This is a genomic window from Pseudomonas sp. BW16M2, from assembly GCF_014268865.1.
Classification (GTDB): domain Bacteria; phylum Pseudomonadota; class Gammaproteobacteria; order Pseudomonadales; family Pseudomonadaceae; genus Aquipseudomonas; species Aquipseudomonas peradeniyensis.
In genome coordinates this window covers 1-14,495 of the sequence record NZ_JABWRI010000005.1, presented here as the reverse complement: position 1 = coordinate 14,495, position 14,495 = coordinate 1, and the positions used below count along the sequence as shown (strand labels likewise).

Genomic DNA, 14,495 nt, shown 5'->3' with positions numbered 1-14,495 from the left:
GCAGTGCCGCCGGGGCCTCTTGCACAAGGTCCGGCGGCTGTTGTTGTTCTACTTCACCTTGGTGGTGGCGAAGTTGTTGTTGGTCAGTGGGTTGATCACATAGCCTTCGACGTTCTCGCGCATGGCGGTGAACATTTTCGGATGGGCCATGCTGATCCACGGCTGGTCTTCATCGTACACCGCCAAAGCCTCGTTATAGAGCCTGGCGCGTTCGTCGTTGTCGATCACTTCGCGGGCGCGGGTGATCAGGTCCTGGAATTTCTGGTTGCACCAGCGCGCATAGTTCTCGCCGCTCTTGACCGCATCACAGCTGAGCATCGGCGTGAGGAAGTTGTCCGGGTCGCCGTTGTCGCCGGCCCAGCCCGCCGACACCAGGTCGGCCTCGCCCTTCTTGGCGCGACGCAGCATCTCGGCCCATTCCATCACGCGGATGTCGAGCTTGATGCCGATCTTGGCCAGGTCGGACTGGAGCATTTCGGCCGACAGACGCGGGTTGGGGTTGGTCGGGCCGCCACCGTTGCGGGTGAACAGGGTGATCACCGTGCCTTCCGGCACGCCGGCTTCCTTGAGCAGGGCGCGGGCCTTGTCGAGGTCGTGGGGCGGGTTCTTGTTGTCGGTGTTGTAGCCGATCATGGTCGGCGGGTACGGGTTGACACCCGGCAGCGCGTTGCCCTTGCCGAACAGCTGGTCGACGTGGGTCTGGCGGTCGAAGGCCATGTTGATCGCCTTGCGCACGCGCACGTCGCTCAGGTACTTGTGCTGGGTGTTCATCGAGATGTAGCCGGTGACCAGCGCCTCGATCTCGGCGACCTTGAGTTTTGGATCGGTCTTGATGCCCGGCACGTCGTCAGGCTTGGGATACAGGGCGATCTGGCACTCGTTGGCGCGTAGTTTCTGCAGCCGCACGTTGCTGTCGGTGGCGATGGCGAAGATCAGCCCGTCGGCCGGTGGCTTGCCGCGGAAGTAGTCCGGGTTGGCCTTGTAGCGAACCTGGGCATCCTTGCTGTAGCGCTGGAACACGAACGGGCCGGTGCCGACCGGCTTGCTGTTGAGGTCGGAGGTCTTGCCGGCCTTGAGCAGCTGGTCGCCGTACTCGGCGGAGTAGATCGAGGTGAAGGCCATGGCCAGGTCGCGCAGGAAGGGCGCTTCCGGGCGGGTCAGGGTGATCACCACGGTGTGGTCGTCGGTCTTTTCCACCGACTTGAGCAGGTCCTTGAAGGCCATGCTCTCGAAATAGGGGTAGCCGACGCTGGTCTTGTCGTGCCACGGGTGGTCTTTCTTCAGCTGGCGGTTCAGGCTCCACAGCACGTCATCGGCGTTGAAGTCGCGGGTCGGCTTGAAGTAATCGGTGGTGTGGAACTTGACGCCTTCGCGCAAGTGGAAGGTATACACCAGCCCGTCGGGGCTGACTTCCCAGCTCGTGGCCAGGGCCGGCTGGATCTCGGTGGTGCCGGGCTTGAAGTCGACCAGGCGGTTGAAGATGGCCTCGGCCGTGGCGTCGGCGGTGACGGCGGTGGTGTACTGGACGATGTCGAAGCCTTCCGGGCTGGCTTCGGTGCACACCACCAGCGGCTTGGCCGCCAGATTCGATGCGGCGCCCAGGATGACGGCTGCCAAGGCAGCACGTAGCGGTAGCATTTTCATGGAACCTCCCTGCAGTGCTAGTTCCAGCGTAGCCGCCACGGCCCGTGGGGAGTCGGGCCGTGGCGCCAACGGTCAGAGGATGTTGAACGGAATGGTGGTGACGACGCGGAACTCGTCGAGGCTGCCGTCGCTCTGTGCCTTGCTCGCACGGTGGGCGGTATAGGTGGCGCGGATGGTGGTGTCCTTCAGCATGCCGCTCTGTACCGCGTAGCTGGTGCCGATGCCCCACTCGTAGTGGTTCTCGCCGTCCTGGCCACGGACGTCATAGGCGGTGCCCTTGTAGTGGGTACCGTCGATGTCCCAGCCGCGGGCGTTGTAGACGTTGAACTTCAGGCCCGGCACGCCATACGGCGCCATGTTCAGCACATAGCTGATCTGCAGGGATTTTTCGTTCGGGCCGTTGAAGTCCGACAGCAGGGAGTTGGCCAGGTAGATGCCGTTGGTTTCGTGCAGGTAGTCGAAGTACTCGTTGCCGTTGACCTGCTGCCAGGAGGCGGTGAGGGTGTGGGCCTGGTGGGTCAGGCCGAACGACAGGCTGTAGGTGTCGTTGTCGATCTCGCCCATCTTCTTGCTGCCTTCGTCCACGGTCTTGTAGTAGTTCAGACCGGTGGTCAGGCTCAGCACCGCGCTGTCGCCCAGCACGTGGTTGGCGCCGAAGTAGTACTGGTTCCAGAAGTCCTCGACCTTGGTGGCGTAGAGGCTGGTGGTCAGGCTCTTGAGCGGCTGGTAGTTGATGCCGACGGTGCTGGCGCGGTCGGTTTCCCGGCCGTTGCCGTATTCGCTGCGGAACTTGCTCAGGCTCTGCTCGGTACGCGGCGAGACGCGGTCGAAGGTGCCCAGGTCGAACGACAGGTTCTCGAACTCGGCGCTGTGCAGGAACGCGCCCTGGAAGCTCGAAGGCAGCGCACGGTTGCCGATATAGGCGATCATCGGCGTGTCCACCGACTGGCGGCCCACGGTCAGCGTGGTATTGGAAATGCGCGCCTTGACGTTGCCCAGGCCCATCTTGCTCCACTGGCCGATCGGATCGCCGTCGCTGTGGGTCAGCGTACGGTTGTTCGGGCCGGCCACGGCGGCGCGGCCCTGCTCGAGGGCGATGGCGTTGTAGGCCGCAGCCTCGACGGCGAAGCCCACGGTACCTTCGGTGAAGCCCGAGCTGTAGTTGAGGATGGTGCCCTGGACCCAGTTGTCGCGGCTGTGGGTGTCGTGGCGGCTGCCGTCGCTCTTGGTGTACTTCCACAGCGGCGCGCGGGTGGCGCGTTCGCGGGCGTACCAGTTGCGGGTGCTGCCGGACAGGCTCTGGCCATCGATGAAGCCCTTGGCTTCGGCCTGCTCGCTGCTGGACTTGAGCGCGATCGGCACGAAGTCCTGGCTCACGGGTTCGGCCTGGGCGAGGGCGCAGAAGGCGCCCACGGACAAGGCCAGTGCGGTGGTGGTGGTACGAATCAACATGAAAGCTCCCTGATATTTTTTTAGTTATCACCCGACCTCGTGGACCGGGCTTGTCACGGTGACGCGGTACTGCAGTGTCTGCCTTGGGGTTGCCAGGCAAATCCGGGCTGCACGCGGGCGCGGGAGTGGGTCGTACTCCCGGCCGGGCGATGCAGGGTCAATCGATGCTGACGCCGGAAAAAACGTTGCGTCCGAAGGGGCTGACCTTGAAGTCTTTCACGCTGATGCTCAGCGGCTGGTTGACCGTGGAGTGCGCGACCGGGGTGATCGGCACCTGTTGCTTGAGGCGTTGCTGGGCTTGTTCGTAGAGGCTGGTGCGCTGGTCGCGGTCGGTGACCTGCTTGGCTTTCTTGACCAGGGCGTCGTACTGCGTGTCGCACCACAGCGAGTAGTTGTTGCTGCCGATGGCGTCGCAACTGAACAGCGTGCCCAGCCAGTTGTCCGGGTCGCCGTTGTCGCCGGTCCAGCCGATCAGGGCGATGTCGTGCTCGCCGTTCTTCATGCGCTTGAGGTATTCACCCCACTCGTAGCTGACGATGCGCACCTTGAAGCCGAGCTTGCTCCAGTCGGACTGGAGCATTTCGGCCATCAGCTTGGCATTGGGGTTGTAGGGGCGCTGCACCGGCATGGCCCACAGGGTGATTTCGGTACCTTCCTTGACCCCGGCCTGCTTGAGCAGCTGCTTGGCCTTTTCCGGGTCGAAGGGCGCGTCCTTGATCGACTTGTCGTAGGACCATTGAGTTGGCGGCATGGCGTTCGACGCGGCCTGGCCGGCGTCCTGGTAGACCGCCTCGATGATCGCTTTCTTGTTCACCGCCATGTCCATGGCCTGACGCACCTCCAGCCGGTCGAACGGCGGGTGTTGGGTGTTGTAGGCGATGTAGCCGAGGTTGAAGCCGGGCTGGGTCATCACCTGCAGCTTGCCGTCCTGCTTGAGCGCCGGCAGGTCGGCCGGACGTGGGTGCAGGGTGATCTGGCACTCGTTGCGGCGCAGCTTCTGAATGCGCACCGACGGGTCGACGTTGATCGAGAACACCAGGTTGTCGATCTTCACCCGGTCTGGCGCCCAGTAATCCTTGTTGCCCTTGAAGCGGATCTGCGAATCCTTCTGGTAGCGCTGGAACACGAACGGGCCGGTGCCGATCGGCTTCTGGTTGATGTCGCTGGCCTTGCCGCCGGCCAGCAGGTGCTCGGCGTACTCGGCGGAGAGAATCGAGGCGAAGGCCATGGCGATGTTCTGCAGGAACGCGGCGTCGACCTTGTTGAGGGTAAAGACCACGGTCAGCGGGTCGGTCTTCTCGACGCTGGCGATGTTCTTGTCCAGGCCCATGCTGATGAAGTACGGGAACTCGGTGGGGTAGGCCTGGCGGAAGGGGTGGTTCTTGTCGAGCATGCGGTTGAAGGTGAACAGCACGTCGTCGGCGTTGAAGTCGCGGGTGGGCTTGAAGTCCTTGTTGGCATGGAACTTCACCCCGGGGCGCAGGTGGAAGGTGTATTTCAGGCCGTCCTCGGACACCTGCCAGTCGGTGGCCAGGCCCGGCTGCACGGCGGTGCCGCCACGCTCGAACTCGACCAGGCGGTTGTAGATCGGCTCGGCGGCGTCGTTGTCGGTGGCCGCGGTGTACTGGGCGGTGTCGAAGCCCGCCGGGCTGCCCTCGGAGCAGAACACCAGGTTGTTGGCGAGGCTCGCCGGGGCCTGGCTGAGCAGGCCGAGGGCAAGCAGGGTGGAACACAGTGTGGTCAGGCGCATGGCAGATCCTTTGTCCGTCTTTTTCGGGCCGCGACAGGCAAAACGCGGCTGCAACATCCCGGTCCTGACGATAGGTGCGCCAGAATGTGGGAGCCAGGGTTCGCTACTGATTTGGGTGCGGGAGCGTTCCGGCGAGCGTGAGGGAATTGCCCTACGTATCGCCCGGTCGTGTCATCGTCCCCCCGGAAAAAACGGCGGGGCGATGTTTGGCGCTACTTGCTCACGCTGACCCCGTAGAAGGAGTTCAGGCCGAAGGGGCTGATCTTGAAGTCCTTCACGGACGTGCTCATTGGCTGATACACGGTGGAGTGGGCGATCGGGGTGATCGGCACCTGCTCCTTGAGGATGTGTTGCGCCTGCTGGTACAGCTCGGTGCGCTTGGCCTGGTCGGGGGTGGCCTTGGCCTGCTTGATCAGGTCGTCGTAGGGCTTGAAGCACCACTTGGAGAAGTTGTTGCCGCTCATGGCGTCGCAGCTGTACAGGGTGCCGAGCCAGTTGTCCGGGTCACCGTTGTCGCCGCTCCAGCCGATCAGCATGGCGCCTTGTTCGCCGCCCTTGGAACGCTTGATGTACTCGCCCCATTCGTAGCTGACGATCTTGGCCTTGATGCCGACCTTGGCCCAGTCGGACTGGAGCATTTCGGCCATCAGCTTGGCGTTGGGGTTGTAGGGGCGCTGCACCGGCATGGCCCACAGGGTGATTTCGGTGCCTTCCTTGACGCCGGCTTCCTTGAGCAGCTGCTTGGCTTTCTCAGGATCGTACTTGGCGTCCTTGATGGTGGTGTCGTAGGACCACTGGGTAGGCGGCATGGCGTTGACCGCCAGCTGGCCGGCGCCCTGGTACACCGACTCGATGATCTGCTGCTTGTTGACGGCCATGTCCAGCGCTTCGCGCACCTTGAGTTGCGACAGCGGGTTGGCGTCGTTGCTGCCCTTGACCTTGTCCATCACGTTGTAGGCGATGTAGCCGAGGTTGAAGCCGGCCTGTTCAGGCATCTGCAGCTTCTTGTCTTCCTGCAGCGGCTTGATGTCGGCCGGACGCGGGAACAGGGTGACCTGGCATTCGTTCTTCTTGAGCTTCTGCATGCGCACCGAGGCGTCGGTGCTGATGGCGAAGATCAGGTTGTCGATCTTGACGTCTTCGGGCTTCCAGTAGTCCTTGTTGCCCTTGTAGCGGATCTGCGCGTCCTTCTGGTACTTGCTGAACACGAACGGGCCGGTGCCGATCGGCTTCTGGTTGATATCGGCGGCCTTGCCCTGCTTGAGCAGCTGATCGGCGTATTCGGCGGACTGGATCGAGGCGAAGCTCATGGCCAGGTTCTGGATGAACGCGGCGTCGACGTCGTTGAGGGTGAACTTCACGGTGTGCTCGTCGACCTTCTCGAGCTTGGCGATGTTCTTGTCCATGCCCATGTCGGTGAAGTACGGGAACTCGGTGGGGTAGGCCTTGCGGAAGGGGTGGTCCTTGTCGAGCATGCGGTTGAAGGTGAACAGCACGTCGTCGGCGTTGAACGCACGGGTTGGCTTGAAGTACTCGGTGGTATGGAACTTCACGCCTTCGCGCAGGTGGAAGGTGTAGGTCTTGCCGTCATCGGAAACCTCCCACTGGGTGGCCAGGCCCGGAATGACCTTGGTACCGCCGCGCTCGAACTGGGTCAGGCGGTTGAACATGGTTTCGGCGGAGGCGTCAAAGTCGGTCCCGGTGGTGTACTGGCCAGGGTCGAAACCGGCCGGGCTGCCTTCGGAGCAGAACACCAGATTGGTCGCGGCGTGGGCGAACGGTGCGCCGGCTAGCAAGCCTGCGCCAACCAGGAACGGAATGACTGCGTGTTTGAGCATGGTGGCCTCATTGTTGTCATTTTTCGAATTGAGGCGGCCTCGTGAGCCGACCTGCGGATACTTATGCAGGGGGTGTTCCCAATGCAACACTCAGCGGGATGGTTGGCGCCAAAATAGTGGTACGGACGTACATGGATGTCGCATCCATATAACTTTGGCGAATGTTGATCGTTTGCGCGGGAGAAAAGGGCGGAAATTACAAGATATTTCGCACTTTATGTGACAAGCAGACGCACCCGTTTGGTGCGTAGGAAAGGTCTGAAACTGCTGTCCGAGACGCTTTACGCGACCCGGACATCCAGTTGGAGGGGTCAGGGGACCTGGACTTCGATCAGGCCATCGGCACTCATGCTGACTTCGCTGGTGCCCGCCTCGATATCCGGTGCCGGCGCGGCCTCGTCGGCGGCGCCCTTGGCCATCATCGCCATCGGTGCGCTGCGCAGGTACGGACGTGGGTAGCCGCTGCTGTTGAGGTTCAGGTTGACCACCTTGTAGCCTTTGCCGCCGAGGGCCTCGGTGGCCAGCTGGGCGCGGGCCTTGAAGGCGGCGACGGCGTCCTTGAGCAGCTCGTCCTCATTGGACTTGCGTGTGGCCGGGGCGATGGAGAAGTCCATGCCGCCCATTTTCAGGTCCTGCAGCAGCTCGCCGGTGAGCTTGGACAGGGCCGGGAAATCGGCGCCTTCCAGGCGCAGCTCGGCGCGCTCGCGCCAGCCGGTGATCTTCTGGCCCTTGGTGTCGTAGATCGGGTAGCTGTTGCGGCTGCCCTGGCTGATCTTCACGTCCTTGACCTGGCGGGCCTGCTGCACGGCCTTGTTCATGGTCTCGGTGATCTCTTTGGCGAGCTTGCCCGGGTCGCTGTTCTGGGCTTCGCTGTACAGCGTCACGACCATCAGGTCGCGCGCCACTTCCTTGCTGACTTCGGCGCGCAGCGACACCTGGTTGTAGCGAGGCTCATCGGCCGCCAGGGTCGGCAGGCTGGCGAGCATGCCGCAGGACAGGGCAACGGCGGCGGCGCCGCGACGGGAAATGTGCATGTGGAGCTCCTTGGCAAGGTAAGGCGTGGATGAGGACATCCGTTCCACGCATGGCCGATCAGACCGGCAACAGTGTAGTGGGTTCAAAAATGCCATCATGAGTCTGTGACAAAGTGTGGCGCTTTGCCGCATCGCTGCAGCGAGGCGCCCGGCTTCGGTATACTCCAGCCGATTTTCCTGGAGCACTCATTGGGAGAGCTCATGCTCGCCGTCGCACAACCGTTGTCCGCTACACGCCAGAACCTCTGGCGCCTGACCTTCATCCGCATTCTCGTGCTGGCGGCCCAGGCCGGCTCCGTGGGCGTGGCCTACTGGACCGAGCTGCTGCCGCTGCCGTGGTTCTCGCTGGCGGTGACGCTGGCGCTGTCGTCGCTGCTGTGCGCGTTCACCGCCCTGCGCCTGCGCCTGTCGCTGCCGGTCACCGAGCTCGAATACGCCCTGCAACTGGCCTGCGATCTGCTGATCCACAGTGCCCTGCTTTATTACTCGGGCGGCTCGACCAACCCCTTCGTCTCTTATTACCTGGTGCCGCTGGCGATCGCCGCAGTGACGCTGCCATGGATCTACTCGCTGGTGCTCTCGGGCATTGCCCTGGTGGCCTACAGCTTGCTGCTGGTGCAGTACTACCCGCTGGAAACGCTGCCGCTGGCCCGCGACACCATGCAGGTCTACGGCATGTGGCTGAGCATTGCCCTGGCTGCGGGGGTGATCACCTTCTTCGCCGCGCGCATGGCCGAGGAGCTGCGTCGGCAGGAGAACCTGCGCGCTGAACGCCGTGAAGAAAGCCTGCGCGACGAGCAGCTGCTGGCCGTGGCCACCCAGGCCGCTGGCGCCGCCCATGAGCTGGGCACGCCGCTGGCGACCATGAGCGTGCTGCTCAACGAGATGCGTCAGGATCATGCCGACCCCCTGTTGCAAGAAGACCTGCAGATCCTTCAGGACCAGGTCAAACTGTGCAAGGAGACCCTGCAGCAGCTGGTGCGCGCCGCCGAGGCCAACCGGCGCCTGGCGATCGTCGAGCAGGACGTCACCGCCTGGCTGGACGAGGCGCTCAACCGCTGGCACCTGATGCGCCCGGAGGCCAGCTATCGCTTCCAGCGCCTGCGCGATGGCGTGGTGCCGCGGCTGACACCGCCGCCGGACCTGACCCAGGCGCTGCTGAACCTGTTGAACAACGCCGCCGATGCCTGCCCGGACTACCTGGAGGTGCGCCTGGACTGGGACGCCCAGGACATCGTCATCAGCATCCGCGACCATGGCCCCGGCGTGCCGCCGGCCATCGCCGAGGCGATCGGCAAACCCTTCATTACCACCAAGGGCAAAGGCTTCGGCCTGGGCCTGTTCTTGAGCAAGGCCAGCGTGACGCGTGCGGGCGGTTCGGTGAAACTCTATAGTCATGAGCAGGGTGGCACCCTGACCGAATTGCGCCTGCCCCATGGCAAGCGAGGAGATGCAAGATGAGCGAAGAAAACCAGGTCGAAGGCGAAGAACTGCCGCACCTGCTGCTGGTGGATGACGACGCCACCTTTACCCGGGTGATGGCCCGGGCCATGGCCCGTCGCGGGTTCCGCGTGAGCACTGCGGGTTCCGCCGAGGAAGGCCTCAAGCTGGCTGAGCAGGACCTGCCGGACTACGCCACGCTGGACCTGAAGATGGAAGGCGACTCTGGCCTGGTGCTGCTGCCCAAGCTGCTGGAGCTGGACCCGGAGATGCGCGTGGTGATCCTGACCGGCTACTCAAGCATCGCCACGGCGGTCGAGGCGGTCAAGCGCGGAGCCTGCAACTACCTGTGCAAGCCGGCGGACGCCGATGATGTGCTGGCGGCGCTGCTCTCGGAGCACACCGACCTGGACACCCTGGTGCCGGAAAACCCGATGTCGGTGGATCGCCTGCAGTGGGAGCACATCCAGCGGGTGCTGAGCGAGCACGAAGGCAACATCTCCGCCACGGCGCGCGCGCTGGGCATGCACCGGCGCACGCTGCAGCGCAAGTTGCAGAAGCGCCCGGTGCGGCGCTAAGCAAGCATCGCGGGGCAAGCCCGCTCCCACAGTCCGAACACAGGCTGTGGGAGCGGGCTTGCCCCGCGATGGCATTCTATTGGCTTTAGGAAGCTTTCACCCCCGAGCGGTCAACCCGCACCGCCAGCTGCCCAGTCCCCGATGGCGCCTCGAACGCCACCTGTCCCCCTGCCGGCACTTTCGCCCGGCCAATCACCTTGCCGGCACGCAGCAACTCCAGCGGCATACCTTCCATCGACTGGCCCGAAGCCAGTTCCAGTTTGACCTTGATATTCATCGGTGACCTCCTTGTCACGCGTTGCGATCGATATAGAGCGTGGTCTTGCTGTCCAGGCTGGCGATCAGTTCCGGTGAACCGCCGCGGAACTGGCGGAACAGGTTGCGCCCGCGTTGCTTGCTGTCCGCCGGCACCTGCACGCTCGGGTGGAACTGGTCGGTCAACTCGACATAGGCGCTCCACGGGCCGATGTACGACTCGTTGAGCAGGTCGGTGACGCTGAAGGCGTAGCGCACCGCGTTGCCCCGCTGCCAGTTCAGGCCATTGGGCTCGCGGCGCTCCCAGCCGGTGATCGCCGGCGTGGTGGCCGGGGCATCAATGAAGCCGGTGGGCTTGTTCGGCTTGTAGTCCTTGAGCAGCAGGTAGGTGCTCCATCCCCACCAGTCGCCGATGCGGTTGCGGTCGTTGAGGTCGTTGACATCCTTGCGCCGCAGCACGGTCTTGCCGTCCTGGAAGTACAGCGGGGCGAAGTTGCCGGGCACCAGATCCTGCTCGGCGGCCCGCAGGTCGGGCGCCAGGCGCAGCGCCGCGAAGTCCTTCGCCGCCGGCGCGCGACCTTCGGCGAAGGCCTGGAACACCTCGTCGGCCGAACGTTGCACGGCGCGGCCCACCTGGCGACGGTTGGCCACGTCGACGCTGTCGAAGTAGCGCTTGTCGCCGTAGGCGCGCCATTGCTCGCCTTCGGCATTGCGCACGGCCAGGCCGTACTTGCTGTCCTCGTCGTGCATGAAGCGCGAGATCAGCGAGCCGACGTCACTTGGCGTGACGGTGTCAGCCAGGGCCTTGCGCGGCACCCGCAGGTGGCCGGCGGAGAACAGGTCGGTGAGGAAGTGGTCGGCGAAGGCGTTCATCGCGTAGGCCAGTTGCAGGTCGCGTTCTTCGCCGCTGGCGCGGGCTTTCAACGCCTGCTGCAGGGCGGCGGCGTGGCCGGCCTGGTAGGCCGCCAGCGCCCAGGGGCCGAAGTGGTCCCAGTTGCTGGCGGCCAGTTTCAGGTAGCGGCCCAGGGGGAACAGGTCGGAGGCGAAGCTGCCGCCCCCGGTGATGCGGTTCCAGCGCGCCGACAGGCTGTCACCCAGCGCGTCATAGGCCTCGTGGGGCTGGCGGCCGTCCTTGATGGCCTGGTTGGCGGCGCCGATTTCTTCCTGCATGACCGCAAGGATCTGTTCGGCTTCCGCCTTGGCCGCTGGCAGGCGCGCCAGGGAATCGAAGGCCTGGGTGAAGCGATCGACCCGTTCGGCGTCGTTGACGCCATCGGCGATCGGGCGATCGGGCAAACCGTAGAAGTCGCCGCCCAGGGCGATCACCTGGCCATAGGTCAGGCTCAGGCCGTTGGGCAACGGCAGTGGCGACTGGTGGGCGGGGATACCCGGTTGACCCGCCTCAAAGCGCAGCAGAGTGTTGTCGCCGATGGCGGTGTGTTCGCCGCCTTCGAAGAACAGCTCCGGTCCGCGCCGTGCGGATGGGCCGCGCGCCGGTGGCGGCGCAAGGCGGTGGTACTTGACGGTGTGGTGGCCATGCATGACCAGCACCAGATGGCTGTCGCTGCCGGGCAGGGCGACGCCCTGTTCCTCGAACAGTTGCTCGAGGTCGGCGACCACCAGCGTTGCCTGGGCCTTCGCGGCCGCAGGCATTGTGTGCATTCCTGACATGATTTGCTCCTTGCAATGTCCGGATAATCCATTTTTATACTGTATGCATATACAGTAATCCGTACTATATTCAGGAAAATTCCTACGTCAAGGCCTCTTTGTGCGGGTATCTGGCTGCTGTGGCGGGCGCAACTCCCCCGGCACTCACGTATGATTGCGCCCCTGACGGTATTTCCCGGGAACACGTTGCATGCTTGCCCTTCTCATTCAGACACTGAACATCACGGCCCCTGTGTTCGCCATGCTGTTCATGGGCGTGCTGCTCAAGCGCATCCGTTTGATCGACGACAACTTCAACCGGGTCGCCTCGAAGCTGGTGTTCAACGTGTGCATGCCGGCGCTGCTGTTCCTCGGCATCTACCACGCCGACCTGGCGGCGGCGGTGAAACCGGGGGTGATCCTCTACTTCGTGGTCGCGACGCTGGCGTGTTTCGGCCTGGCCTGGGGCCTGGCGATCTGGCGCTGTCCGCGGGCGGACCGGGGCGTCTACACGCAGGGCGCGTTTCGCGGCAACAACGGCGTGATCGGCCTGGCACTGGCGGCCAGCCTGTATGGCGACTACGGTATATCCCTCGGCGCGGTGCTGGCCGGGCTGGTGATCCTGCTGTACAACTCGTTGTCGGCGGTGGTCCTGGCGGTGTACAGCCCGGACCTGAAATCCGACCCGTGGAGTATCTGCAAGAGCATCCTCAGCAACCCGTTGATCATCAGCGTGCTGCTGGCCACGCCCATGGCCTATGGCCAGGTGCCGCTGCCTAACTGGCTGCTTACCTCGGGGGACTACCTGGCACAGATGACCTTGCCGCTGGCGCTGATCTGCATCGGCGGCACCCTGTCACTGGCGGCGCTGCGCGACAGTGGCCGGTTGGCCATCGACGTCAGCCTGGTGAAGATGGTCTGGCTGCCGGTGCTGGGAACGCTTGGCGCCTGGTTGTGCGGTTTTCGCGGCGCGGAGCTGGGCATCCTGTTCCTCTACATCGGCAGCCCCACCGCGGCGGCCAGTTATGTGATGGCGCGGGAAGCCAACGGCAACCATGAGCTGGCGGCGTCGATCATCGTGATCACCACGCTGATGGCCGCCGTCACCACGAACATCGGGATTTTCTTCTTGCAATGGGGTGGATGGATCTAGTCCATTGCAAGCAAAACCAATAACACTGCCTCACCTAAAGGACACTTCATGCAAGACCAGAGCACGCCCGAGCGCTTGCAGCGCGGGCTGAAGAATCGCCATATCCAGCTGATCGCGCTGGGCGGGGCCATCGGCACCGGGCTGTTCCTGGGCATCGCCCAGACCATCCAGCTGGCCGGCCCGTCGGTGTTGCTGGGCTACGCCATCGCCGGCCTGATGGCCTTCCTGATCATGCGCCAGCTGGGCGAGATGGTGGTTGAGGAGCCGGTCGCCGGCAGCTTCAGCCACTTCGCGCACCAGTACTGGAGCGAGTTCGCCGGTTTCGTCTCGGGCTGGAACTACTGGGTGGTCTACGTGCTGGTCGGCATGGCCGAGCTCACCGCGGTGGGTATCTATGTGCAGTACTGGTGGCCGGACTTCCCCACCTGGGCCACGGCGGCGATCTTCTTCGTGGTGATCAACGCGATCAACCTGACCCAGGTGAAGGTGTACGGCGAAATGGAGTTCTGGTTCGCCCTGGTCAAGGTGGTGGCGATCGTCAGCATGATCGGTTTCGGCGCCTGGCTGCTGACCAGTGGCCACGGTGGGCCGGATGCCAGCGTCGCCAACCTGTGGCAGTACGGCGGCTTCTTCCCCAATGGCGTCACCGGGCTGATCATGGCCCTGGCGGTGATCATGTTCTCCTTTGGTGGCCTGGAGCTGGTGGGCATCACCGCCGCCGAGGCGGCCAACCCGCGTGAAAGTATTCCGAAGGCGACCAATCAGGTGGTCTATCGCATCCTGATCTTCTACATCGGCGCGCTGGCCGTGCTGCTGTCGCTGTATCCGTGGCAGAAGGTGGTGCAGGGCGGCAGCCCGTTCGTGATGATCTTCCACGAGCTGGACAGCGACCTGGTTGCGACCATCCTCAACGTTGTGGTGCTGACCGCCGCGCTGTCGGTCTACAACAGCTGCGTGTACGCCAACAGCCGCATGCTGTTCGGGTTGGCCACGCAGGGTGACGCGCCGCGCCAGCTGCTCAAGGTCAGCCGTCGTGGCGTGCCGCTCACCGCGCTGGGCGTGTCGGCCTTCGCCACTGGTCTGTGCGTGGTGATCAACTACCTGATGCCGGGCGAGGCCTTCGGTCTGCTCATGGCTCTGGCGGTGTCGGCGCTGGTGATCAACTGGGCGAGCATCAGCATTACCCACCTGAAGTTCCGCAAGGCCAAGCTGGCGGCGGGTATCCAGCCGTTCTACCGGAGTCTGGGGCATCCGCTGACCAACTACCTGTGCCTGGCGTTCATCGTGCTGATCCTCGTGGTGATGTACCTGACGCCGCCGATTCGTATTTCGGTGATGTTGATTCCGGCGTGGATTGCTGTGTTGTGGGTGGCGTTCCGGATCAAGAAGGCGCGGCAGGCCTGATTTTATCTAGTTCGGTTTCGGGATGCTTATGGTGTCCTGAAACCGAGCAGGCTTGGATGGCGTATTATGGTCATTCAAGTTTGTTTTAAATCTCTCGGTTGCCATCGCAGGCAGTCAACACATTGCCAATTATCTAACCTCCAACTTCGCATCTCTTGATCTTGATCTTGATCTTGATCTTGATCTTGCTGTTGCTTCTAAGTGCGCGATAGTTCAGGCGACGCCAATTGCGACTTCAGGAGGCCGAGCGGAGTTCTTGCGGAGGGAGGTGACGGGCATGGATGCCCGTCAAGCGCT

Annotated in this window: 11 protein-coding genes and 1 pseudogene; 5 read left to right on the top strand and 7 right to left on the bottom strand. The window is 63.6% G+C overall.

The window, feature by feature from the left end; all coding sequences use genetic code 11:
* Positions 1-48: 48 nt before the first annotated feature.
* The 5 genes from HU735_RS06570 to HU735_RS06550 form a co-directional block, all read right to left on the bottom strand.
* On the bottom strand, positions 49-1,644 hold the full coding sequence (locus tag HU735_RS06570) for an ABC transporter substrate-binding protein (RefSeq protein ID WP_186712870.1): 1,596 nt from the start codon (positions 1,642-1,644) through the stop codon (positions 49-51).
* A 72-nt stretch (positions 1,645-1,716) separates the two neighbouring features.
* Positions 1,717-3,096, bottom strand: coding sequence for an OprD family porin (locus HU735_RS06565; protein ID WP_186712869.1), 1,380 nt, complete (start codon positions 3,094-3,096; stop codon positions 1,717-1,719).
* Between the two features lie 157 nt (positions 3,097-3,253).
* The gene (locus tag HU735_RS06560) at positions 3,254-4,846 is read right to left on the bottom strand and encodes an ABC transporter substrate-binding protein (RefSeq protein ID WP_186712868.1); all 1,593 of its coding nucleotides are present in this window, start codon (positions 4,844-4,846) and stop codon (positions 3,254-3,256) included.
* 212 nt (positions 4,847-5,058) lie between these two features.
* A complete protein-coding gene (locus HU735_RS06555; protein WP_186712867.1) occupies positions 5,059-6,684 on the bottom strand; it encodes an ABC transporter substrate-binding protein in 1,626 nt (541 codons plus the stop codon).
* A 311-nt stretch (positions 6,685-6,995) separates the two neighbouring features.
* On the bottom strand, positions 6,996-7,718 hold the full coding sequence (locus tag HU735_RS06550; RefSeq protein WP_186712866.1) for an SIMPL domain-containing protein: 723 nt from the start codon (positions 7,716-7,718) through the stop codon (positions 6,996-6,998).
* 201 nt (positions 7,719-7,919) lie between these two features.
* Here HU735_RS06550 and HU735_RS06545 point away from each other — a divergent pair, with 201 nt between their 5' ends.
* Positions 7,920-9,179, top strand: a complete 1,260-nt coding sequence (locus HU735_RS06545) for an ATP-binding protein (RefSeq protein ID WP_186712865.1) — start codon at positions 7,920-7,922, stop codon at positions 9,177-9,179.
* The gene (locus tag HU735_RS06540) at positions 9,176-9,736 is read left to right on the top strand and encodes a response regulator transcription factor (RefSeq protein WP_028689629.1); all 561 of its coding nucleotides are present in this window, start codon (positions 9,176-9,178) and stop codon (positions 9,734-9,736) included. Before HU735_RS06545 ends, HU735_RS06540 begins: the two co-directional genes overlap by 4 nt.
* A gap of 85 nt (positions 9,737-9,821) precedes the next feature.
* Here the strand turns inward: HU735_RS06540 and HU735_RS06535 are convergent, their stop codons facing one another.
* Together HU735_RS06535 and HU735_RS06530 are read right to left on the bottom strand one after the other, a co-directional pair.
* Positions 9,822-10,013, bottom strand: coding sequence for a hypothetical protein (locus HU735_RS06535; RefSeq protein ID WP_186712864.1), 192 nt, complete (start codon positions 10,011-10,013; stop codon positions 9,822-9,824).
* Between the two features lie 14 nt (positions 10,014-10,027).
* The gene (locus tag HU735_RS06530) at positions 10,028-11,662 is read right to left on the bottom strand and encodes a phospholipase (RefSeq protein WP_186712863.1); all 1,635 of its coding nucleotides are present in this window, start codon (positions 11,660-11,662) and stop codon (positions 10,028-10,030) included.
* A gap of 190 nt (positions 11,663-11,852) precedes the next feature.
* Here HU735_RS06530 and HU735_RS06525 point away from each other — a divergent pair, with 190 nt between their 5' ends.
* The 3 genes and pseudogenes from HU735_RS06525 to HU735_RS27045 all read left to right on the top strand — a co-directional run.
* Entirely contained in the window at positions 11,853-12,794 is a 942-nt protein-coding gene (locus tag HU735_RS06525; RefSeq protein ID WP_186712862.1) for an AEC family transporter, read from the top strand.
* Positions 12,795-12,842: 48 nt separating this feature from the next.
* Entirely contained in the window at positions 12,843-14,198 is a 1,356-nt protein-coding gene (locus HU735_RS06520; protein WP_028689633.1) for an amino acid permease, read from the top strand.
* A gap of 52 nt (positions 14,199-14,250) precedes the next feature.
* Positions 14,251-14,495, top strand: a pseudogene (locus HU735_RS27045) (hypothetical protein); the annotation flags it as partial.

Coding starts and splice junctions, on each gene's coding strand:
- HU735_RS06570 (WP_186712870.1), bottom strand. CDS start 1,644: ATGAAAATGCTACCGCTACGTGCTGCCTTGGCAGCCGTCATCCTGGGC.
- HU735_RS06565 (WP_186712869.1), bottom strand. CDS start 3,096: ATGTTGATTCGTACCACCACCACCGCACTGGCCTTGTCCGTGGGCGCC.
- HU735_RS06560 (WP_186712868.1), bottom strand. CDS start 4,846: ATGCGCCTGACCACACTGTGTTCCACCCTGCTTGCCCTCGGCCTGCTC.
- HU735_RS06555 (WP_186712867.1), bottom strand. CDS start 6,684: ATGCTCAAACACGCAGTCATTCCGTTCCTGGTTGGCGCAGGCTTGCTA.
- HU735_RS06550 (WP_186712866.1), bottom strand. CDS start 7,718: ATGCACATTTCCCGTCGCGGCGCCGCCGCCGTTGCCCTGTCCTGCGGC.
- HU735_RS06545 (WP_186712865.1), top strand. CDS start 7,920: ATGCTCGCCGTCGCACAACCGTTGTCCGCTACACGCCAGAACCTCTGG.
- HU735_RS06540 (WP_028689629.1), top strand. CDS start 9,176: ATGAGCGAAGAAAACCAGGTCGAAGGCGAAGAACTGCCGCACCTGCTG.
- HU735_RS06535 (WP_186712864.1), bottom strand. CDS start 10,013: ATGAATATCAAGGTCAAACTGGAACTGGCTTCGGGCCAGTCGATGGAA.
- HU735_RS06530 (WP_186712863.1), bottom strand. CDS start 11,662: ATGTCAGGAATGCACACAATGCCTGCGGCCGCGAAGGCCCAGGCAACG.
- HU735_RS06525 (WP_186712862.1), top strand. CDS start 11,853: ATGCTTGCCCTTCTCATTCAGACACTGAACATCACGGCCCCTGTGTTC.
- HU735_RS06520 (WP_028689633.1), top strand. CDS start 12,843: ATGCAAGACCAGAGCACGCCCGAGCGCTTGCAGCGCGGGCTGAAGAAT.